We start from the raw sequence: 20914 nt of genomic DNA, 5'->3' as shown, positions 1-20914 counted from the left end.
GCCCGTTCTTTTGTCATTTGCCAATCTTCGGGGACTATCCATGTGTTCCAGACCCAGAATCGGGCGCCAGCCCGATCCGGCGCTGGCTGATGCCCGTCGCCAGCAGATTCTCGATGCCGCAGCGGCCTGTTTTCTCCAGCAGGGCTATCACGCTGCCAGCATGGCCAACATCTCGCGCACCGCGGCCATGAGCACCGGCCACATTTACCATTTCTTTGCCAGCAAGGAAGAGATCATCGCCGCCATCATTGCCCGCGACCTGCAGGCCATGTATTCGGCCATGGACGAAATCACCCTGCACCCGGGGCCGCGCCTGCAGGCACTGGTCGACAACATCCGCCAGGGCGTGCAGGAAAACCTGGCGCCGGATCACAGTGCGCTGCAACTGGAAATGCTGGCCGAAGCTGCCCGCAATCCCAAGGTTGCCGAGCTGCTGCGCGATGCCGACACGGCAGCCCGCCAGCGGCTGCACGACCTGCTGGTCAGCCCCCGGACATCGCTGACGCCCGAACAGGCCAGCGACCTGCACGGCGCGCTCGACACCCTGTGCACGCTGTTCAACGGCCTGCTGATCCGGGCCGTGCTGCACCCGCAGCTGGACCGGGAGGTGCTGGTCCGCAGCATCCAGCGGGCCGTGCTGGGCATCCTCGCTCCGCTCGAAGGGCTGTTCCAGCCAGCCTGACCACCCGGCGGGCAGGTGTCAGGCGTGATACTTGCCCGTCAGGGACCTGAGGGTGATCTCGATCACGCAGGTTGCCATCACCTTGTTGGACGGCATGTCCTGCGGCGCAAAGGCCGGCGTGTACTTGCGCACGAACCAGCCCAGCACCCGGTGCTTTTCCGCCGGGTCGTCAATCAGCCGCGCATCGCCCTGCGCCACCACGCTGCGGTAGGCAGCATCGGCCTGACAGGGCTGGCTCAGGTTGTCGGTCAGCAGGCCGTCGAGCTCGTCCACCTCGAAACCCACCAGCGGATAGCTGCGGATATTGTCGATTTTCTGCCCGCGGTCCAGCCCGTGCACGTACAGCCGGCCCTCGGCAAACACGAAATGCACCGGCACGGTGTACGGGTAGCCATCGGCGTTCAGCGTGGACAGGCGGCCGTGCAGCGCCGTGTCCAGCAGGGCATGAATGGCGTCTTCGGCGAGCTGGAATTTCTGCATCCGGCTTTGCATGGTGCGTCCTTGGTCACGAAAGGTTCGGAGCTGCTAGCGTACCACCGGCTGGCAACAGCGACCGGCACAGGCGGGACGGGCAAGGTAAAATGTGCGCCATGCTCACCGATCTCGAAAAAGACGCCATCCGGCACCATTACCAGACGCTGGCTAGCGCCCTGCCCGGCTTCAAGCCACGCGCCGCCCAGCGGCAGATGATTGCCGCCATTGCCAAGACCCTGTCGCAAAGCCTGGAACGCGCCGAAGGCGAAGACCTGCCCGAACGGGCCGGTGAAAGCATCCTGGTGGTGGAAGGCCCGACCGGGGTCGGCAAAAGCGTGGCCTACCTGATTGCCGGCGGCGTCATGGCCAAAAGCCGGGGCCGCAAGCTGGTGGTGAGCTCGGCCACCGTGGCCTTGCAGGAACAGCTGGTACACCGTGACCTGCCGTTCGTGGTGGAAAACAGCGAACTGCCGCTGACGTTTGCCCTGGCCAAGGGCCGCGGCCGCTACGTCTGCCCCTACCGCCTCTACCAGCACACGGCCGACACCACCCAGGGCGAACTGCTAGCTGCCGACCCGATGGCGGCGCTGTGGGAACGCAAGCCCGAAGCGGCCGAACTGGCCACGCTCAAGCAGCTGGCTGACGGTTTTTATTACCGCAAGTGGTCGGGGGACCGCGACGACTATCCACAAACCCTCGACGACAGCCTGTGGGGACGCATTACCAACGACCGCCACGGCTGCCTGAAAGCCGCCTGTCCCAACCGGCCGGAATGCCCGTTTTACGCCGCCCGCGAGGCGCTCGACAATGTCGACGTGGTGGTCACCAACCACGACCTGCTGCTGGCCGACTGCGCCATGGGCGGCGGGGTGATCCTGCCGGCGCCGGAGCAGACTTTCTATATCCTCGACGAAGCGCACCATCTGGCCAAAAAGGCCGTCAACCAGTTTGCCGCCGATTTTGTCACCGGCCCGACGCTGGGCTGGCTCGACAAGGTCGCCACCCTGGTCAGCCGGCTGGACGGCTTCATCAGCAAGCCCGAGCTGGGCGGACTGGCCATCGATTCGGCCGCCGCCGCCATCGAACACCTGACCGAACTAGTGGCCGTGCTCGACGGGGTTCCGGAACTGACAGCCCCGGAAGGTGCCGAGCCCCTGTGGCTGCTGCCGGCCGGCGACCTGCCCGAAGGGCTGGTCCAGCTGGCCAGCAACCTCGCCATGGTGTCTGCCGCGCTGGAAAAACAGCTCGGACAGCTGTCTGACGCGCTGGCCGAGGCCCGCAAGGAGCGCGAAGCAGACACGCTGCTGCTCGACCGCTGCGCCAGCGAGCTGGGATTCTTCATTGCCCGGGCCGAGCCGCTGGCGGCCGTATGGCAGCTGTTCATCCAGAAAACCGACGACAAGGCGCCGCCGATCGCCCGCTGGATTGCCGCACGGATCAGCGGCAACCGGCGCGATTACCGCATTTCGGCGTCGCCGGTCTCGGCGGCCGGCGACCTGGCCAGCACGCTCTGGCGCAAGGCATCGGGCGCCGTGCTGACTTCGGCCACCCTGCAATCCCTCAATTCTTTCGACCTGCTGCTGCGGCAGACCGGTCTGGCCTGGCTGCCGGAAACCACCACGCTGGCGCTGGAGTCACCGTTTGACTATGCCCACCAGGGCGAGCTTTACCTGCCGCCGCTAGCTGCCAGCCCCAAGGATGCCGCCGGCCACACCGGCGAAATCGCCAAGTGGCTACCCAGGCTGGTAGACCTGTCACAGCCGGTGGGAACGCTGGTACTGTTCAGCTCGCGCCGGCAGATGGAAGAAGTGGCCGAGCGGCTGTCGCCCGAGTTTGCCGACCGGCTGCTGATGCAGGGCACACTGCCCAAGTCGCGTCTGCTGGAGCAGCACTTTGCTGCCATTGCCGATGGCCGCGCCAGCCTGATTTTCGGACTGGATTCGTTTGCCGAGGGGCTGGACCTGCCGGGCGAGGCCTGCGTACACGTGATCATCGCCAAGCTGCCGTTTGCCATGCCGGACGATCCGGTCGGGCTGACCCTCAGCCGCTGGATCGAGGCGCAGGGCGGCAATCCGTTCATCGAGCTGACGGTGCCGGAAGCATCGGTCAAGCTGATCCAGGCGGTGGGCCGCCTGATCCGCACCGAAAGCGATTACGGCCGGGTCAGCATTCTGGACACACGCCTGAAAACCGCGGCCTACGGCAAGAAACTGCTGGCTGCCCTGCCCGCCTTCCGCCGGATCAGTTGATCCGGCAAGCCCGCCAGTGCATCAGGGTGACGGTGTGGCAGTTGCCGTCAGCAGTTCGGTATCCACGAGGGTTTCTTCTGCCAGCGGCCGGCCGGCAATGGCATCGACCGCCAGCCTGACCGCCAGATAGCCCTGCTCGCTGGCATGCTGGTCGATGGTGGCGACCAGCTGGCGCTGGTGCAGGGCGCTGCGGGCTTCGGTGATGCCGTCGAACCCGGCCAGCCGCACTCCGGTAATGACCTTTTCGCGCAGGTAGCGCGCGGCTCCCAGCGCCATCATGTCATTGCTGCAGAAAATGGCCCGCAGGTCCGGATAGTCACGCAGCAGCTGTGCGGTCACCTGGTAGGCTTCGTCGCCCTTCCAGCGCGCACTCTGTTTGGCCACCACGCGCAGGCCGGCCTCGCTGAAGGCCTGCAAGGCACCCTCGGTACGCTGCCGGGTATTGTTGGTGCCCAGGAGGCCTTCGATGATCGCCACCTTGCTGCCACGCGGCAGGCCCTCGGCCAGCTTGCCGGCCACCTGGTAGGCTGCACTGGCGTTGTCGATGCTGATCAGCGGCACCACCGGCATGCCGTAGAGTGCCACGATGCGCGGCTCCAGCCGGTTGCCGATATTGATGACGTGAATGCCGGCTTTTCTGGCGCGCGCCAGTACCGGGACAAGGCGGATCGAGTCCGTGGGAGCAATGACAATCGCGTCGGCCTGGTGTTTTGCGATGACCTCGTCGATCAGGCGGATCTGTTGCTCCAGTGCATCATCCTCGTGTGCAACCTTGATCGACAGGTCGATGCCGGTTTCCAGCTGGGCGCGGCTGGCGCCATTGGCCAGTTCGGAAAAATAGGGATTGGTGGGTGATTTCATCACCAGAACGATGCGTGCCGGTGAAGTGTTTTGTCCGGCTGACTGGCTGAAAGCGGAATGGGAGCGGTTATCTACGCGAGGAATGCTTTCAGAACAGGCCACCAATCCGCACAACACACCAATAACCAGCCATCCACGCTTTTTCCACCCCATAAACAACCCTCTGACCAAAACAGGTATCCGGACCGCAATCATGCAAACCGTATCCATGCTTGTCGAGAGTAATCATGCCCGATAAAGATAAAATATTTTTACTGACTTTACGGATAAATAAACAAGTTTCTATTTATTCACCCATTTAATGCATTTATTATATTTTTAATTAAATTTAATGATATTTGATTTAATGATGCCGGATATTTACAACCCCATGGCCTCTTTCACCAATTGGCGTTTGACAGGTCCCAGAGCATTGGTGAATTTCAGTCCGGTATTGCGCAGCCAGCCAATGGCCGGATGCGGATGGGTAAACAGGCGGAACAGGGCATCACAGGTATATTGCATGGTACGCACCGATTCCAGCCGCCCGCGCTCGTAACTGCGCAGCAACAGGCGAGACCCCGGATCGTCGGCCTGCGCCAGCAGCTTTGCCAGCAGGATGGCATCGCCAAACCCCAGATTGACCCCCTGCCCCGCCAGCGGGTGAATGGTGTGTGCCGCATCACCGGCCAGCACCAGCCGGGTGCCGATTACCTGTGCCGGCCGGATCAGGCGCAGCGGAAAAGCCTGTGCCGGTGTCAGCAGCGACAGCTGCCCCAGCGTGAACTGTCCGCGTTCGGCCACCTGCCGGCACAGCTCGTCGCCGGACAGGGCCAGCAGCTGTTCGGGATCGGCGCACGACCACACCATCGACATCCGGCGCTCCGGCAGCGGCAGGTAGGCCAGCACGCCGTCGCCGGTAAACCACTGGTGTGCCACGCCACCGTGGTCGCGTTCACACAGGAAATTGGCCACCACGCCACTGTGCCCGTAGGGTGAAACCCGGATATCGATGCCGGCCTCCGAGCGCAGCCACGAGTTGGCACCATCGCATCCGACCACCAGCCGGGCGGTCAGCAGCCGTCCGTCGTTCAGGGTCAGCGCAGCACGGCCATGGTCGGATTCAAAAGCCACCGGCCGCTCGTGCAGGATTTCGACCGGTGTTTCGCGCAGCGCCCGCCAGATGCCGGCCAGCACCCATCGGTTTTCGGCGATCCAGGCCAGCGCACCGGCCCCTGCACCGGCTGCGTCGAATTCGATGCGGCCACCGGCATCACCGCGCACGTCCATTTTCGATACGGCGGCCATGCGGCTCATGTCCGGCCAGGCATCCATCGACGCCAGAAAACGCTGGTTGGCCGGGCTGACGGCGTAGACGCGGGCATCCCAGTCATCCGGCTGGTCCAGCCCTTCCAGCCGGGCCGGCCGTGGCTCCAGCAAGGCCACCCGGAAGCGGTCTGCCTGCCCCAGCGCCAGCGCCAGGCTGGCACCAACCAGCCCGCCCCCCACAATTACAATGTCGTAATGAGTCTGCATGACAACAAGCGGCCCTTTCGGGCCGGCCTCCGTGAAAACATGACGGGCTAACGGCTGGCGACGCCGAACACCATGGATTCGGCAAAGCGCCGGCGCGCCATCGGCAGGGTGTCCAGCACGGTCATCACGGCACCGCGCACTGCGCGCCGGACAGGATCGTGCTGGTCGAACAGGTATGCAAGGCTGTGGGTGAAGCCGGTCACCGCCAGCGCATCGATCCGGCGCATTTCGACATAGGCATCCAGTCGTGCAGCCTCTCCGGGATCTCCGGGACGTGCCAGCAACGCGGCCAGTGCAGCCGCATCGCGCAGGCCCAGGTTCAGCCCCTGGGCTGCAATCGGATGCATGGTCTGCGCCGCATTACCGGCCAGGGCCACCCGCCGGCCGGCAATGCGGCTGGCCATTCGGAGCTTGAGCGGCACGGCCAGACGCGGTCCGCAGGCGGTCAACCGTCCCAGGCGGTCGCCGAAGGCTTCGGCAAATTCAGCCACGAAAGCCTCGTCGTCCAGCTCGATCAGCCGGGCGGCTCCTGCATGCGACTGCGTCCACACGGCCATCAGGTCGTCCCCGACCGGCAACACCGCCATCGGGCCATTGGCAGAAAAACGCTCCCACGCCACCTGGTGATGCGGCAGTTCGGGATGCAGGCGTGCCAGCACCGCGCACTGCTGGTAATCGTGCTCGCGATAGCGGATGTCCGGCAACTCGCTGACGAGGCTGCCGCCGTCGGCCAGTACGACCAGCCGGGCGGTCACGGCCTGCTCCTTGCCGGCCAGGCTGACGCCGAGCGTGGCGTAGCAGCGGGTGGTCCGCAGCGACACGGCACGGGCACCGAAGGCCACGTTGACTCCCGCTGCCAGCAGGGCGGCCCGGGCACTGGCATAAAGGTCGGCATAGGCCACGGTACAGCCCATGTGCGGCAGGCCCAGGTCACGCCGGTTGAGCACGGTGCGGCCGAACGTGGCCTGCTGGCTGACATGCACCGTGTCGATCGGCGTGGCCGGCAGGCTGTCCGGCCACATGCCCTGCGCGGCCAGCAGCTCGCGGCTGGCATGCGACAGCGCCAGCACGCGCGGGTCGTGCACGTCCGCCTCCCGGGGACGCGCCTCGACCACCAGCACGCTGCGGCCGGCGGACCGGGCCGACAGCGCAATCAGCGCGCCGACCGGCCCGCCACCCACGATCACCACATCGGCGTGCGCGGGCAGCATGATCAGCGACCTTCCGCCATCAGGGCCTCGATGTCGGCGACCGACTTGGGCACGCCGGCGGTCAGGATTTCATGCCCTTCTGCCGTGCACAGCACGTCGTCCTCGATGCGGATGCCGATGTTCCAGAAGGCTTCGGGCACATTGTCGGCCGGACGCAGGTACAGGCCCGGCTCGACGGTGGTCACCATGCCCGGGCGGTATTCGCGCCACTGGCCGTCTACCTTGTAGTCACCGCAGTCATGCACGTCGAGGCCCAGCCAGTGGCCGATGCGGTGCATGTAGAACTGCTTGTAGGCTTCGCTTTCGATGTTGCCGTCCAGCGAACCGGACAGCAGCCCGAGGTCGATCAGGCCCTGTACCAGCACCCGCAGGGCAGCGTCGGCCGGATCGTTCCAGCGGGCACCGGGCCTGACGGCGGCAATGGCGGCCAGTTCGGCGGCCAGCACCACGTCGTACACGTCACGCTGGGCAGCGCTGAAACGACCGTTGACCGGGAATGTCCGGGTGATGTCTCCGGCGTAGCCCTGGTATTCGCAGCCGGCGTCGATCAGGACCAGGTCACCGTCTTTCAGCACGTCCTGGTTACTGACATAGTGCAGCACGCAGGCATTGCCGCCTCCGGCCACGATGCTTTCGTAGGACGGCGTGCGGGCGCCGTTGGTGCAGAAGGTACGCAGGATTTCTGCTTCCAGCTGGTACTCGAAGCAGCCCGGACGCGCGGCACGCATGGCCGCCACGTGTGCTTCAGCCGAAATCCGGCCGGCCTCGCGCATCAGGGCGATTTCGCTGTCGTCCTTGAAGAGGCGCATGTTGTGCACGACGGCCTGCACGTCACGCAGCACGGTCGGTGCCGTCACGCCGGTGCGGAAGCGTGCGCGCAAGGCATTGAGCGCCACGTTGACCCGCGCATCAAAGGCGGCATCGCGGCCGAACCCCATGTGCAGGGTATGCCGGTCTGCCAGCAGGTCGGGCAGGCGCTCGTCAAATTCGCTGATGGAATAGGCTTCGTCGAATCCGAAGGTTTCTTTCGCGCCTTCCGGACCAAAGCGGTAGCCGTTCCAGATTTCGCGTTCGATGTCCTTGTCGCGGCAGAACAGGACCGACTTGCCGGCGGTGGCATCCAGCACCAGCACGGCTTCAGGCTCGGCAAAACCGGTGAGATAGTAAAAGCTGCTGTCAAAACGGTAAGCGTAATGGGCGTCGCCATTACGGACCAGTTCGGGAGCTGTCGGCAGGATGGCAATGCCGTCGCCCAGTTCGCCCATCAGGCGCTGGCGACGGCTGGCATAGATACGGTTATCAATCATGCTGGATTCCGTCAAGAAACGACCCGGAGGCCACAGGGTGCAACACGCCATGGCCGGCAAGGCCGGCACGGCATCATGTCCGCATTGTAGCCCTGACCTTGCACCCCGGTCAGCGCCAGCGTCGCACCCATGCCAGGACAGCGACGCAGCCGGCCATGTCGGCCAGTGCATCCAGCGGGTCGCCGGTACGGCTGACCGTCAGGAAAACCTGCCCGGTTTCCGATCCGGCAGCCCAGACGGCAGCCAGTGACAGGATCAACCGCGTGTGGCCGGTGCCAAGCGCGAGCCGCAGCAACGCGGTCTGGATGGCAAACAGCAGGAAATGGCCCGCTTTGTCGGCGTGGGCAAACAGGGGGGCACTGCCAGTGCTTTCGCGCCACAGCAGCCATACACTGCCGGCAAACCATGCAGCAGCCAGCCCCCATGCAAGCCAGCGGCAGCCGGTGCGGAACCGGCAAGACCGGGATAAAGGTTGCATCATCGGGGAAACGGAATGAAAAAGACGGCCCGCCGGGCCGTCCTGTCAGCATCACGGTACGCTTAGTTGAGCACGAACTGGCCCTGGTTGGCCTGGTCGCGCAGCACGAACTTCTGGATCTTGCCGGTCGAAGTCTTGGGCAGCGGGCCGAAGACGTAGAGGCGCGGCACCTTGTAGTGGGCCAGACGTTCACGGCAGAACTGCATCAGCTCCATGGTGCTCGGCTCTTCTGCTCCGAACTTGAGCGTGATGTAGGCACACGGAATCTCGCCCCACTTTTCGTCTTTCTTGGCGACCACGGCACACTCGAGCACCGACGGGTGCTGGTACAGCACGGCTTCCACTTCGATGGTGGGGATGTTTTCGCCGCCCGAGATGATGATGTCCTTGGCGCGGTCCTTGAGTTCGATATAGCCGTCCGGATGCAGGACGCCGATGTCGCCGGTGTGGAACCAGCCGTCGGCAAACGCCTGCTCGGTGGCAGACGGGTTCTTGAGGTAACCCTTCATCACCACGTTGCCGCGGAACATCACTTCGCCCAGTGTCTGGCCGTCGGCCGGCACCGGCTCCATGGTGTCGGACTTGAGCACGCTCACAGCTTCCTGCACGTGGTAGCGCACGCCCTGGCGCTTGCGGATGTCGCCCTGGTCGTCATCGGACAAGGCGTTGTATTCGTCTTTCCAGATGCAGGCCGTGGCCGGGCCGTAGGTTTCTGTCAGCCCGTATACGTGGGTGATGCAAAAGCCGATGGCTTCGGCGGCACGGATGATCGGTACCGGCACCGGAGCCGCTGCGGCAATGAAGCGCACTGGCAGCGGGAACGGACGACGGACCTCGTCGGCGGCATTGATGAACATGCTCAGCACCACGGCGGCACCGCACATGTAGTTGACCTTGTACTTTTCGATCAGCTCGAACATCAGGCCGGCTTCGACGCGGCGCAGGCACACCGAGGTACCGCCTACCGCAGCCAGCGACCAGTTGAAACACCAGCCGTTGCAGTGGAACATCGGCAGCGACCACAGCGTGACGGTATCCGGCGTCATGTTGGTGGCGACGATGTTGCCCAGCGCGTTCAGGTAAGCGCCGCGGTGGTGGTACACCACCCCCTTCGGGTTGCCGGTGGTACCGGAGGTGTAGTTGAGGGTGATGGCATCCCACTCGTCTTCCACCTGCGGCCATTCGTAACCGGGATCGCCTTCGGCCAGCAGCTCTTCGTACGTGATGCGGCCCACGCGGTCGCCGGTGTCGTATTCGCTGTCGACGATGTCGACGATCAGCGGGCGGCGGCCGCTCTTGTGCAGGGCTTCGCGGGCCAGGCTGGCAAATTCGCTGTCGACCAGCAGGACTTCGGCTTCACCGTGGTCGATCTGGAAAGCGATCGTGGCGGCATCCAGACGGTAGTTCATGGTGTTGAGAACAGCACCCTGCATCGGGATGCCGAAGTGGGCTTCGACCATTTCCGGAATGTTCGGGCACAGGATGGCGACGGTACTGCCCTTGCGGACGCCATGCTTGGCCAGTGCGGATGCCAGACGGCGGCTCCGCTCGAAAACCTGGCTCCAGGTGTAGACGCGCTGGCCGTGGATGACGGCGGGCTTGTTCGGATAGACCTGGGCGGCACGTTCAAGGAACGTGACCGGCGTCAGCGGAACATAGTTGGCCGGATTCTTGTCAAGACCGATTTCATACGGATTGAGGTGTGCAGCTGCCATGTGTAGGTTCTCCAGCTAAATGACTTGGCCGAATTCAGCCCAAACGGGTGTATTGCTCTCTATTGGACATCCGGTCGACACCTTCGCCAGACGAAGGCACCGCGCCGATGGTCAGGCTGTCCGACAGCCCGATTATGTCAGCACATAAAACATTTTGTCATAAACTTGTTAACTGTTTTAACAATCCGGGAAGTAAAAAGGCGGGCCGAAGCCCGCCTTGCAGGGAGCGCCGAAGACTCAGGCCGTACCGCCCACGGTCAGCCCGCCGTCGATGCGCAAGGTCGGCTGGCCCACGCCCACCGGGACACTCTGCCCTTCCTTGCCGCACACGCCCACCCCGGTATCCAGCGCCAGATCGTTGCCGATCATCGATACATGGTTCAGGACTTCCGGCCCTGATCCAATCAGGGTAGCCCCTTTTACCGGGTAAGACAGTTTGCCATTCTCGATCATCCAGGCCTCGCTGGCCGAGAACACGAACTTGCCGCTGGTGATGTCCACCTGGCCGCCGCCAAAGTTCACGGCGTACAGTCCGCGCTCGACCGAGGCAATGATTTCCTCCGCCGCCTTATCCCCGGCCAGCATGTAGGTATTGGTCATGCGCGGCATGGGAATGTGGGCATAGCTTTCGCGGCGGGCGTTGCCGGTCGGTGCCGTGCCCGTCAGGCGCGCATTCAGGCTGTCCTGCATGTAGCCCTTGAGGATGCCGTCCTCGATCAGGGTGGTACAGGACGTCGGCGTACCCTCGTCATCAATGTTCAACGAGCCGCGACGGTTGGCCAGCGTGCCGTCATCCACCACGGTGACGCCCGGTGCCGCCACGCGCTCGCCCAGCCGGCCGGCAAAGGCCGATGTGCCCTTGCGGTTGAAGTCACCCTCCAGGCCATGGCCGATGGCTTCGTGCAGCAGGACACCCGGCCAGCCCGATCCCAGCACCACGGTCATCTGGCCGGCCGGTGCCGGCCGGGCCTCCAGGTTGACCAGCGCCTGGTCCACGGCCTTTCTGGCGTAGTCATGCAGCACTTCATCGGTAAAGAAGGCCAGGTCAAAGCGGCCGCCGCCACCGGCACTGCCCTGCTCGCGCCGGCCCTGGTGCTCGGCAATCACGGTGACCGACAACCGCACCAGCGGCCGCACGTCGGCCGCGTGCGTGCCGTCGCGGCGGGCAACGTACATCACGTCGTATTCGGCAGCGAGCCCGGCCATCACCTGCTTCACCCGGGGATCCATACTGCGGGCCATCTGCTCCAGACGGTTGAGCAAGGCCACCTTGCTGGCCGAATCCAGACTGGCGATCGGGTCGATGGGCGCAAACAGCGCATGCCCGGTAGTGCGGCTGTGCGCCTGCACCCGCCCGTCACCGCCGGTGCGGCCAATGGCCCGGGTGATGTCGGCAGCGGACAGCAGGGCATCCAGCGAAATTTCGTCCGAATAGGCGAATGCGGTCTTTTCGCCCGCGACCGCCCGCACACCCACGCCTTCGTCGATATTGAAGCTGCCGGACTTGACGATGCCCTCGTCGAGGCTCCAGCCCTCCTGCCGGGTGTACTGGAAATACAGGTCGGCGTAATCCACGTCGTGCTGCCCAAGACGGGCAAACACCTGGTCCAGCGCGGCGGGCGTCAGGCCGTTGCGGGTCAGCAACAGGCCGGTGGCAATATCAAGATGGGACTCGGTGGTCATGGTCTATCCGTTCAAAATTCGTCGTTCAAGCGCGGCATTGCAGCACCCGGTGCCGCAGTGCCGGCAGGCGGTTGCGCACCGAGGCCAGCAGCGCCGGGTCAAGGTCGGCCCACAGCACGCCCTCGCCCTCGGGAAGTTTGGCCACGATCCGGCCCCACGGGTCGATGATCATGCTGTGTCCGTGCGTGCGTCTGCCTGAAGAATGGACACCGCCCTGCGCGGCGGCAATGGCGTAACACTGGTTTTCGATGGCGCGGGCGCGCAGCAGCACTTCCCAGTGCGCCTCGCCGGTCACGGCGGTAAAGGCCGCCGGCAACACCAGCGCCGTCATCTCGCCAAGGTGGCGGTAAAGCTCGGGAAAGCGCAGATCGTAACAGACCGACAGGCCAAGCCGCCCGAGCGGCGTGTCAACGGCAACCGGCGAGTCACCCGGCTCGATGGTGTCGGATTCGCAATAACGCTCGCCCAGTCCGGAAAAGCCGAAGAGGTGGATCTTGTCGTAGCGTGCCACGCATTCACCGGCCGGACTGAACACGAGGCAGCTGTTGCGCACCCGGCCGGGATTCTGGCCAGCCAGCGGCAGGGTGCCGGCCACCAGCCAGACACCGGCCTCGCGAGCCATCTGTGCCACGGCGTCCTGCATCGGCCCGTGGCCGAACGCTTCGGCCACGGCCAGCTTGTCGGTATCGGCCAGCCCCATCAGGGCAAAGTATTCCGGCAGCACCACCAGCGCGGCGCCACCGCGGGCGGCCTCAAGCACGCGCAGGCGGGCACGCTCCAGATTGTCGGCCACCACGTGGCCCGACACCATCTGCACCACGGCAACCCGTGTCGTCATCGGTTTTTCTCCCGGTCTGCCGGAGCAGTCCGGCTGACGCTGTCGATTTTCGGACTGGCAAACGTGCCGGTAATGCGGTATTCGCTGGCAAAAAGCTTGCCCAGCGGGTCCTGCAACAGTTTCTGCGCCGCCAGGGCTGCGGCCCCGACCAGCGGGTTCAGTGTCGCCGCACCGGCCGCGATCGCCACGCCTTCCGACAGGCTGGGCAAGACACGCGCAGTCAGGTTCTGCGTTTCGCGGACCAGGTTGGCCTTGCCAGTCAGGGTGATGGTGGCGGCCGGCCCGCGCACCACAAAGTCATTCAGCGTCGCCATGCCGTTGTCCAACCCTATGGCGCCGTTGATGCTGTCAAAGGCAAACCCTTCGCCAAACACGTCCTTGAAGTCAAACCGCAGCCGTCGCCCCAGTGACTGGAGTGTTGTCAGCCCCAGCAGGCGACCGACTCCGGGCTCGGCCCTGGTGAACTGGCCGCTTTCTGCCGACAGGGTGATTTCGCCACTGAGCGAGGGCCACTGGATGCTGGTCATGCCGCCCTGCCATTCCAGCTGGCCGGTAGAGCGGAACTTGCCGCCCCGCACCAGGTCGGCCTCGCCAATCCGGGCCAGCAACTTGCCAAGGCTGGCGCTGTCGAGCTGTACATTGAGCTGGCTGCGCATCTGGCCGTCCTGCGTACGCTGCACGCCCCGCAGGTTGATCTGCCCGTCGCCGTTGGACAACTGGAAGCGGTCCAGCTTCCACTCGTTTTTCTGCCGGGTGGACATCAGTGTCAGCTTGCCCATGCTGCGGTCTTTCCAGGTCAGCCGGTCAATCTGCACGTCCAGCGACGGCAGTGATTCATTGCTGTTGGCAGCAACCGGCACATCACCTTCGTCCTGCCGGGCCAGGGGCAGGCTCAGGCTTGCCAACCGCATCTGCACCCGTCCCTGTTCGCCCAGGCTGACCGTTCCGTTCAGTTCGCGGGCGTCCACCCGTGCCGACCAGCCGCTGCTGCGCGGCTCCAGGTTCACTTTCACGGCATGCAGCAGACGGCCGTCAATGCTGACCTGATCGGCCTGCAGGTTCAGTGTCAGCGGTACGTCAGGCATGGCACCGCCGCCGTCGCGGCCCAGCAGGGCCAGCCACGGAGCTGCATCAATGGACGGACTGGCCACGTAGATCGCCAGCCCCTGGCGCGGCAGGTTGCCACGCCCCTGCGCCACCCAGACGGCACCTCGGGCCAGCGCACCACTGTCCTTGAGATAGAACTGTGCCCGGACTTCCTGACCCAGCCGCAGCGTCAGCCGGCTCTGGGTTCCGCTGGGACTGATGGTCAGCCGCAGCGGCCAGCTGGCATCGGCCCGTTTGGCAAACGGCACCGGCAGGTCGGACGTGACGCCATGCAGCGTGCTGTCGAGTTGCAGTGATTTCAATTGCCTGTTGACGTCAATGACCAGCCGGAACGGTGTCATGCCACCAACGTTGGGCACCAGTGGCGGCACGTATTCCGCCAGTGCGGCCCGGGCATCAGCCCGGCCGTTGACCACAAAGCGCATCAGGCCGGACGGCTGGGTATCGGCATCCAGCCGGCCATAGCCACCCAGTGCCTGGAAAGCGATGCCGCGGGCACTGACGCCGCGCTCGCTGAAGGCCAGCCGCCCCCGGACCTGTTGCAGGGCCGGAATGCCGTGCCCCAGCTCAAGCGTGTTGTCGAGGAAGGCGTATTGCCCGGCCACGGCAATGGCTTTGACATCGGTCAGCGGAATATCAAGCCTGAGGGACAGCTGGCCGTTGCCCTGCGCCTTCAATCCTTGCGGAAAACCGTCCAGCATGGTGTTGAGCGGACTTTGCTGCATGAACCGCACGAAGTCGGCCGATGCGCCTTTGGCACCACCGTCGACCAGCAGGTGCGGATGGTCAGCACCAAGATCGGCGATGCTTACGGTGGTCGGGCCGATGGCGGCATTCATCGAGCGGGCATCGGTCGCCTTGACCAGCATGCCGGCATTGCGAAACTCCAGAAGGCCGTTAATATGCGTGATCCACGGCCAGCCTTCGCCATATTCCAGCGATACGTTGCGGGTGGCCGCCGTCACCAGAAACTCGCCGCCACCGTCGGTAAAGGGAAAACGGTCCAGATTGCCGCTGAGCTTCAGCTGGGCGTTTTCGGCCTGTCCAGCCTTCAGCGCACCGGCCAGCCAGGCCCGCGTGTCATCGCCGACCACCAGCGGCAGATAGGCCGGCACGGCGGTGGCCGCCACTTTCGGAATGCTGGCAGTCAGGTCGATCAGGCCGGCCGCACTCTCGTCCGGCGCCCAGCGGTAGCGGCCTTGTACACGGGCTTCGAGGTCGGCATTTTTCAGGTCAACCTGTTCCAGCTCGACATCCACCACACCCTTGGGCTGGCGGGTCCAGCGCACGGCTGCGTCCAGCTTGCGCACCTCTATCGGCCGGGCAAACACGCTGGGCATGGTCAGCGTTGCCCCGTCCGGGTCCGACAGGCGCAGCATGCCGCCCCGCTCGCTGAAATCCAGTTCACCGCTGATGCCGCTGATGCCGGGCAGCAGCTTGACCGGCTGCCAGCCGAGTCCGGAAAAGCGTCCCTTGACCGCATAACGGCCAGGTGCGGCCAGACTGCCCTGCCAGTCAGCCGTCACTTCCTCGACAAAGCCGTCCGGGTCCAGCGCGCGCCATGCGGCGTTTTCCCCCAGCGGCAGCACGCGCAAGAGCGGTCGCAAGGCGCCAAGATCGGCACGGGATAACGACAGGCTGCCGCCGGCTTTGGCACCTTCGCGCCAGCGGGCCCGGAATTCGGCCCGGTCAAACAGTTTGCCGTCGATGGTCTGGGCCACCAGGTTGCGGGCCAGGAGCTCGCTGCCACCGTCAGCCCCCGGCTTGAGTTCCACCTCGCCCGACAGGTTGGGCACGGCCACCAGCGGTCCGGCAGCCTCCGGCCGCAGCACCACGTTTTTCAGGTCGAACCGTGCCTGCCCGCTGGTGAACTGGCCATCCGCAAACGAGGCTTCGACACGGGCACCACCCTGCCCGGCCGGCATGTGTGCCAGCCACGCCAGGGTACGCCGCCAGTCGGCCAGATTGGCCCCGCCGACATCCAGCGCGAACTTGCCGCGCCAGGTACGCCAGTTTTCCAGCCGGTCGCCACGCCAGGTCATCTGGAAACGGAAGGCGTCCAGCCAGCCTTCGGGTGCATGGGCGGTCAGGGTCAGCCGGTGGCCAAACAGCCCTTGCACCAGCGACAGGTTGCCCTGCGTCAGGTCCAGTTCCGCAAGCCCCATGGCTTCGTCACGCCAGCGCAGGCGCGCCTGTTCGATGCGGATTTCGTCCTGTTCCAGCAGCCAGTCCAGCATCTGGCTGTCGCTGGAGCGGCTGCCGTCCAGCACGATGCCGTTCAGGTACAGGTGGCCGTCGCGGGCGCGGCGCAGCGACAGCTCCGGCGCAGTCAGGGTGATGCAGGTGAAGCGCGGCGACCAGCTGATGAGGCTTTTCCACGAAGGCCGGGCCGACAGTTCGGCCAGTTGCAGCGGATAGCCGCCGGGATTCGGATTGTCGATTTCGACCTGGTGCAGCGCCAGCGTCAGCACCGGCCCTTGCAGCGAGCCGGTCAGCGAGCCGATATGCACCGCATGTCCCAGCGCCGCCGACAGTTCCTGCTCCAGCTGCGGTTTGTAAGTACCCAGATTGGGCAGCAGGTACCAGGCCAGCCACGCCCACAGCAGCAGCAGCAGGCCGGCAAGGATGCCCCCGGCCACAGCCAAGGCGCGGGCCAGTCTTTTGAGGGTGGCGCCGACCGGCAATGACATCAGCGTTTTACGAGGAGCATTCAAGGGCGTGGCAGGGATAAAATGGGCAAGTCGATCGCCCGAAGAGCAAGGTTGAACATTATGCAACAAAACCCGCTGTCCATCGCGCTCACCCATAGTGACTGGCTGCGCCGCACGCTGGCGGCAGACCCGGCGCTCGAAGCCCGGCTGATCGCAGAACTGGAACGACCGTTTACCCGTGCGGACATGGCGGTCATGCTGGCCGCCTGCCCGCTGGACAGCGAGGATGCCGTCAAGCGCGCCCTGCGCAAGCTGCGGCAGGCCGTCCTGGCCCGCCTGATTGCCCGTGACCTCAGCGGTCGCGCCACGCTTGACGAAGTCATGGCCACCATCTCCGGCCTGGCCATCTTCAGCGTAGACGCTGCCCTGCGCGCTTTGAAGCCGCTGCTGGCCCGCTATGGCGAACCGGTCGGCGAGGAAACCGGCAGCATCCAGGAACTCACCGTCATCGGCATGGGCAAGCTCGGTGGTGACGAACTCAATGTCAGCAGCGACATCGACCTGATTTTCGTCTACCCGGAAGCCGGCGAAACCAATGGCGAGCGCAGCATCAGCAACCAGGAATACTTCACCCTGCTGGGCAAAAAGCTGATCGCAGCCATCAACGAACCGACCGCCGACGGCTTTGTGTTCCGGGTCGACATGCGCCTGCGCCCGTATGGCGATGCCGGGCCGCTGGTCATGAACCTCAACGCGCTGGAAGGCTACCTGATCACGCAGGGTCGCGAATGGGAACGCTACGCCTGGATCAAGGCGCGGGTGCTGACCGGTGACGCGGCAAGCGTCTACGACCTGGCGCGGCCCTTTGTCTACCGCAAGTACCTCGACTACAACGCCTATGCTGCCATGCGCGACCTGTACCAGCAGATCCAGCAGGAAGTGGCGCGCCGCGACCTCGCCGACAACATCAAGCTCGGGCCGGGCGGCATCCGCGAAGCGGAATTCATCGCCCAGGTATTCCAGCTGATCCGCGGCGGCCGTGAAAAATCCTTGCAGGTCCGCTCCACCCGCGAAGCCTACCGGCGGCTGGCCGAGCTCAAGCTGCTGGAACAGGATGCCGTGGACGAGCTGCTGGCCGCCTATGCCTTTTTGCGCAACCTTGAGCACCGCATCCAGTACCTCGACGACCAGCAGACGCAAACCCTGCCGGACAAGCCCGAGCTCCAGGCCCGCATTGCCGCCAGCATGGGTTTTGCCGACTGGAACAGCTTCCTGGCCCGGCTCAACCGGGTCCGCGCCACGGTCCACCGGCATTTCGAGCAGGTGTTTTTCCTGCCGACCGAAGACCATGCCGAACACCCGCTGCTCGGCCTGTGGCAGACCATCGACACCCCCGAGGCCGCCGGAAAGCTGGCCGGCCTCGGCTATCACGCTGCGGACGAAACCGCCCGCCAGCTGGCCACCGTGCGCCACTCGCAGCGTTACCAGCAACTGCCGCCGAAAAACCGCCACCGCTTTGACAGCCTGATTCCGGCCCTGATCGAAGTGGCCGCGTCGCATGGCAATCCGGACGAAACGCTGATGCGCATCCTCGGGCTAATGGAGGCCATCAGCCGCCGCTCGAGCTATCTCGCCCTGCTGTCGGAATACCCGCAAACCCTGCGGCGGGTGGCTTCGCTGTGCTCGTCCAGCCCGTGGGTATCCAACTACCTGACCCGGCATCCGATCCTGCTGGACGAGCTGCTGGACGCACGGGTGCTGTATGCCGAACCTGACTGGCCGGCCCTGCGCCAGCAGCTCGACAGCCAGCTGGCCGATGCCGACGGCGACGTGGAAAACCTGATGGACACCCTACGCCACTTCCAGCACGCGCAGCAGTTCCGGCTGGTGGCGCAGGACATTGCCGGCATGTGGCCGCTCGAAGCCCTGTCCGACCAGATCTCGCTGCTGGCCGACGTGGTGCTGGAAGCCGCTGTCCGCTACGCCTGGCGCGACATCGCCAAACGGCACCGCGAGGTGCCGCGCTTTGCCGTCATCGGCTACGGCAAGCTCGGCGGCAAGGAACTGGGCTACGGCTCGGACCTCGACCTGATTTTCCTGTACGACGATCCCGACCCGGATGCCGGCGAGCTGTATGCCCGCCTCGGCCGCAAGCTGAGCACCTGGCTGACGGCCGCCACACCGGCCGGCGTGCTCTACGACATCGACCTGCGCCTGCGTCCGGACGGTGCGGCGGGCCTGCTGGTCAGTTCGGTCGAAGCCTTTGCCGGCTACCAGACCAACAAGGCCTGGCTGTGGGAACACCAGGCGCTGACCCGGGCGCGCTTCTGTGCCGGTGACAGCGAGGTCGGCGATCGCTTCGAGAAGACCCGCTTTGACGTCCTGACCACGCCGCGTGACATTGCCACCTTGCGCGACGAGGTGCTGGCCATGCGCGAACGGATGCTGGAAACGCATCCGGCACAGGAAACCAGCCTGAAGCACGCCCGCGGCGGCCTCGTGGATGTCGAATTCATCGTGCAGTATCTGGTGCTGGCCCATTCCCATTACTACCCGGAGCTGACCGGCAATCTGGGCAACATCGCCCTGCTGGGGCTGGCGGCCAACGCCGACCTGATCGGCCACGACATGGCCCGCCAGGCGCAGGATGCCTACCGTCACTACCGCCGGCTGCAGCATGCCGAGCGGCTGGAAGGCCAGCGCGGCGTCAGCGTGGACGACACGCTGCGCCAGCATCACGCACACGTGCAGGCGCTCTGGCAGGCGGTATTCGGCTAGTCCGTGGCAGGCCGGCATCGCAATCGCCGGCTTTGCCAGGGGAAAACCCCGGCGGGGTGGCAATCAGCCGTCCCGGGCCAAAAAAGACAGCGTTATAATCCTTGCGCATGATCACCCAACAAGATTCAGAATCTGGAGAACATCAAGATGTCGATGGCTGACCGAGACGGATTTATCTGGTACGACGGCAAGCTGGTGCCGTGGCGTGACGCCACCACCCATGTGCTGACCCATACGCTGCACTACGGCATGGGCGTGTTCGAGGGCGTGCGCGCCTACGAAACCGGATCGGGTCCGGCCATCTTCCGCTTGCAGGACCATACTGACCGCCTGTTCCGCTCGGCCCATATCTTGGGAATCGGCTTGCCGTTCAGCAAGGACGAGATCAATGCGGCCCACCTGGAGGTCGTCAAGGCCAACCAGCTCAAGTCGTGCTATTTCCGCCCGATGGCGTTTTACGGTTCCGGCAAGCTCGGCGTGGCTCCGCCGGCCAACGACGTGCACGTGATCGTGGCAGCATGGCCGTGGGGTGCCTATCTGGGTGAAGACGGCATGCAGAAAGGCATCCGGGTCAAGACCAGTTCGTTCAGCCGCCACCATGTCAACATCACCATGTGCAAGGCCAAGGCCAACGGCAACTACATGAACTCGATCCTCGCCAATGCCGAAGCCACCCGTGACGGCTACGACGAAGCCCTGTTGCTGGACGTGGACGGTTTTGTCGCCGAAGGATCGGGCGAAAACATCTTCATCATCCGCCGCGGCAAGGTCTATACGCCGGACCTGACCTCGGCACTGGAAGGCATCACCCGCGACACCGTCTGCACCATCCTCGCCGACATGGGCCTGGAACTGGTGGAAAAGCGCATTACCCGCGACGAAGTCTACAGCGCCGACGAAGCCTTCTTTACCGGCACCGCCGCCGAAGTCACCCCGATCCGCGAACTCGACGGCCGCCAGATCGGCGCCGGCAGCCGCGGCCCGATCACTGCCGAAATCCAGTCCCGCTACTTTGCCATCGTCAAGGGCGAAGACAGCACCCACCGCGACTGGCTCACCTGGGTCAAATGACAAGGACTGCCCGAACATGACCGAACACAAAGACCTCCGCGCCAACTTCATCGAAATCACCGCCACCGACCTGCCCTTGCAGTGTCCGATGCCCTCGATGAGCAAGTGGAATGCCCACCCGCGCGTCTACCTGCCGATCATCAAGCAGCACGGCCATGCCAAGTGTCCGTACTGCGGAACCGAATACAAGCTTGTCGGACCGCTGCCGACCGGCCATCATTGACGATTAGCCTGTTGTTCCTGATTACCGGGGTGCGGCATCAACCGCACCTTTTTTGCTTATGAAAATACTGG

Annotated in this window: 16 protein-coding genes; 6 read left to right on the top strand and 10 right to left on the bottom strand. The window is 64.7% G+C overall.

The window, feature by feature from the left end; all coding sequences use genetic code 11:
- Nucleotides 1-40: 40 nt before the first annotated feature.
- Nucleotides 41-682 carry a TetR/AcrR family transcriptional regulator gene (locus G542_RS0102400; protein ID WP_027823284.1) on the top strand — a complete coding sequence of 214 codons (642 nt, stop codon included), beginning with the start codon at nt 41-43 and terminating at the stop codon, nt 680-682.
- 18 nt (nt 683-700) lie between these two features.
- Here the strand turns inward: G542_RS0102400 and G542_RS0102395 are convergent, their stop codons facing one another.
- Nucleotides 701-1174 (bottom strand): pyridoxamine 5'-phosphate oxidase family protein, encoded by a 474-nt coding sequence (locus G542_RS0102395; RefSeq protein ID WP_012697603.1) that lies wholly within the window; start codon nt 1172-1174, stop codon nt 701-703.
- Nucleotides 1175-1272: 98 nt separating this feature from the next.
- Between G542_RS0102395 and dinG the strand changes: the two genes are divergently transcribed.
- Nucleotides 1273-3405 (top strand): ATP-dependent DNA helicase DinG, encoded by a 2133-nt coding sequence (gene dinG / locus G542_RS0102390; RefSeq protein ID WP_027823283.1) that lies wholly within the window; start codon nt 1273-1275, stop codon nt 3403-3405.
- A 21-nt stretch (nt 3406-3426) separates the two neighbouring features.
- Here the strand turns inward: dinG and G542_RS0102385 are convergent, their stop codons facing one another.
- A complete protein-coding gene (locus G542_RS0102385) occupies nt 3427-4266 on the bottom strand; it encodes a substrate-binding domain-containing protein (RefSeq protein WP_051189860.1) in 840 nt (279 codons plus the stop codon).
- Between G542_RS0102385 and G542_RS18765 the strand changes: the two genes are divergently transcribed.
- Nucleotides 4253-4504, top strand: coding sequence for a hypothetical protein (locus tag G542_RS18765; RefSeq protein ID WP_161493532.1), 252 nt, complete (start codon nt 4253-4255; stop codon nt 4502-4504). The two genes, G542_RS0102385 and G542_RS18765, sit on opposite strands and share 14 nt — an antisense overlap.
- A gap of 122 nt (nt 4505-4626) precedes the next feature.
- Here the strand turns inward: G542_RS18765 and G542_RS0102380 are convergent, their stop codons facing one another.
- The 8 genes from G542_RS0102380 to G542_RS0102345 form a co-directional block, all read right to left on the bottom strand.
- The gene (locus G542_RS0102380; protein WP_027823281.1) at nt 4627-5781 is read right to left on the bottom strand and encodes a UbiH/UbiF family hydroxylase; all 1155 of its coding nucleotides are present in this window, start codon (nt 5779-5781) and stop codon (nt 4627-4629) included.
- Between the two features lie 47 nt (nt 5782-5828).
- Nucleotides 5829-6992, bottom strand: a complete 1164-nt coding sequence (locus G542_RS0102375) for an FAD-dependent monooxygenase (RefSeq protein WP_172622963.1) — start codon at nt 6990-6992, stop codon at nt 5829-5831.
- 2 nt (nt 6993-6994) lie between these two features.
- Nucleotides 6995-8299: a Xaa-Pro aminopeptidase gene (gene pepP, locus G542_RS0102370; protein WP_027823279.1), complete on the bottom strand. Its 1305-nt coding sequence runs from the start codon at nt 8297-8299 to the stop codon at nt 6995-6997.
- A 109-nt stretch (nt 8300-8408) separates the two neighbouring features.
- On the bottom strand, nt 8409-8780 hold the full coding sequence (locus G542_RS0102365; protein ID WP_244878669.1) for a VanZ family protein: 372 nt from the start codon (nt 8778-8780) through the stop codon (nt 8409-8411).
- A gap of 59 nt (nt 8781-8839) precedes the next feature.
- Nucleotides 8840-10492, bottom strand: a complete 1653-nt coding sequence (locus G542_RS0102360) for an acyl-CoA synthetase (protein WP_012697610.1) — start codon at nt 10490-10492, stop codon at nt 8840-8842.
- Between the two features lie 237 nt (nt 10493-10729).
- A complete protein-coding gene (gene tldD, locus G542_RS0102355) occupies nt 10730-12175 on the bottom strand; it encodes a metalloprotease TldD (RefSeq protein ID WP_012697611.1) in 1446 nt (481 codons plus the stop codon).
- A 25-nt stretch (nt 12176-12200) separates the two neighbouring features.
- Nucleotides 12201-13013, bottom strand: a complete 813-nt coding sequence (locus G542_RS0102350; RefSeq protein ID WP_027823277.1) for a carbon-nitrogen hydrolase family protein — start codon at nt 13011-13013, stop codon at nt 12201-12203.
- The gene (locus G542_RS0102345) at nt 13010-16810 is read right to left on the bottom strand and encodes a YhdP family protein (RefSeq protein WP_027823276.1); all 3801 of its coding nucleotides are present in this window, start codon (nt 16808-16810) and stop codon (nt 13010-13012) included. Before G542_RS0102345 ends, G542_RS0102350 begins: the two co-directional genes overlap by 4 nt.
- 42 nt (nt 16811-16852) lie before the next feature.
- Here G542_RS0102345 and glnE point away from each other — a divergent pair, with 42 nt between their 5' ends.
- From glnE to G542_RS0102330, 3 genes are all read left to right on the top strand, one after another.
- Nucleotides 16853-19549 (top strand): bifunctional [glutamate--ammonia ligase]-adenylyl-L-tyrosine phosphorylase/[glutamate--ammonia-ligase] adenylyltransferase, encoded by a 2697-nt coding sequence (gene glnE / locus G542_RS0102340; RefSeq protein ID WP_081433693.1) that lies wholly within the window; start codon nt 16853-16855, stop codon nt 19547-19549.
- 147 nt (nt 19550-19696) lie between these two features.
- A complete protein-coding gene (locus tag G542_RS0102335) occupies nt 19697-20620 on the top strand; it encodes a branched-chain amino acid transaminase (protein ID WP_012697615.1) in 924 nt (307 codons plus the stop codon).
- A 16-nt stretch (nt 20621-20636) separates the two neighbouring features.
- Nucleotides 20637-20843, top strand: a complete 207-nt coding sequence (locus G542_RS0102330) for a zinc-finger domain-containing protein (protein WP_012697616.1) — start codon at nt 20637-20639, stop codon at nt 20841-20843.
- The last annotated feature ends 71 nt before the right edge of the window (nt 20844-20914 follow it).

The organism is Laribacter hongkongensis DSM 14985, from assembly GCF_000423285.1.
Lineage (GTDB): Bacteria > Pseudomonadota > Gammaproteobacteria > Burkholderiales > Aquaspirillaceae > Laribacter > Laribacter hongkongensis.
This window is presented reverse-complemented; position numbering and strand designations above follow the sequence as displayed.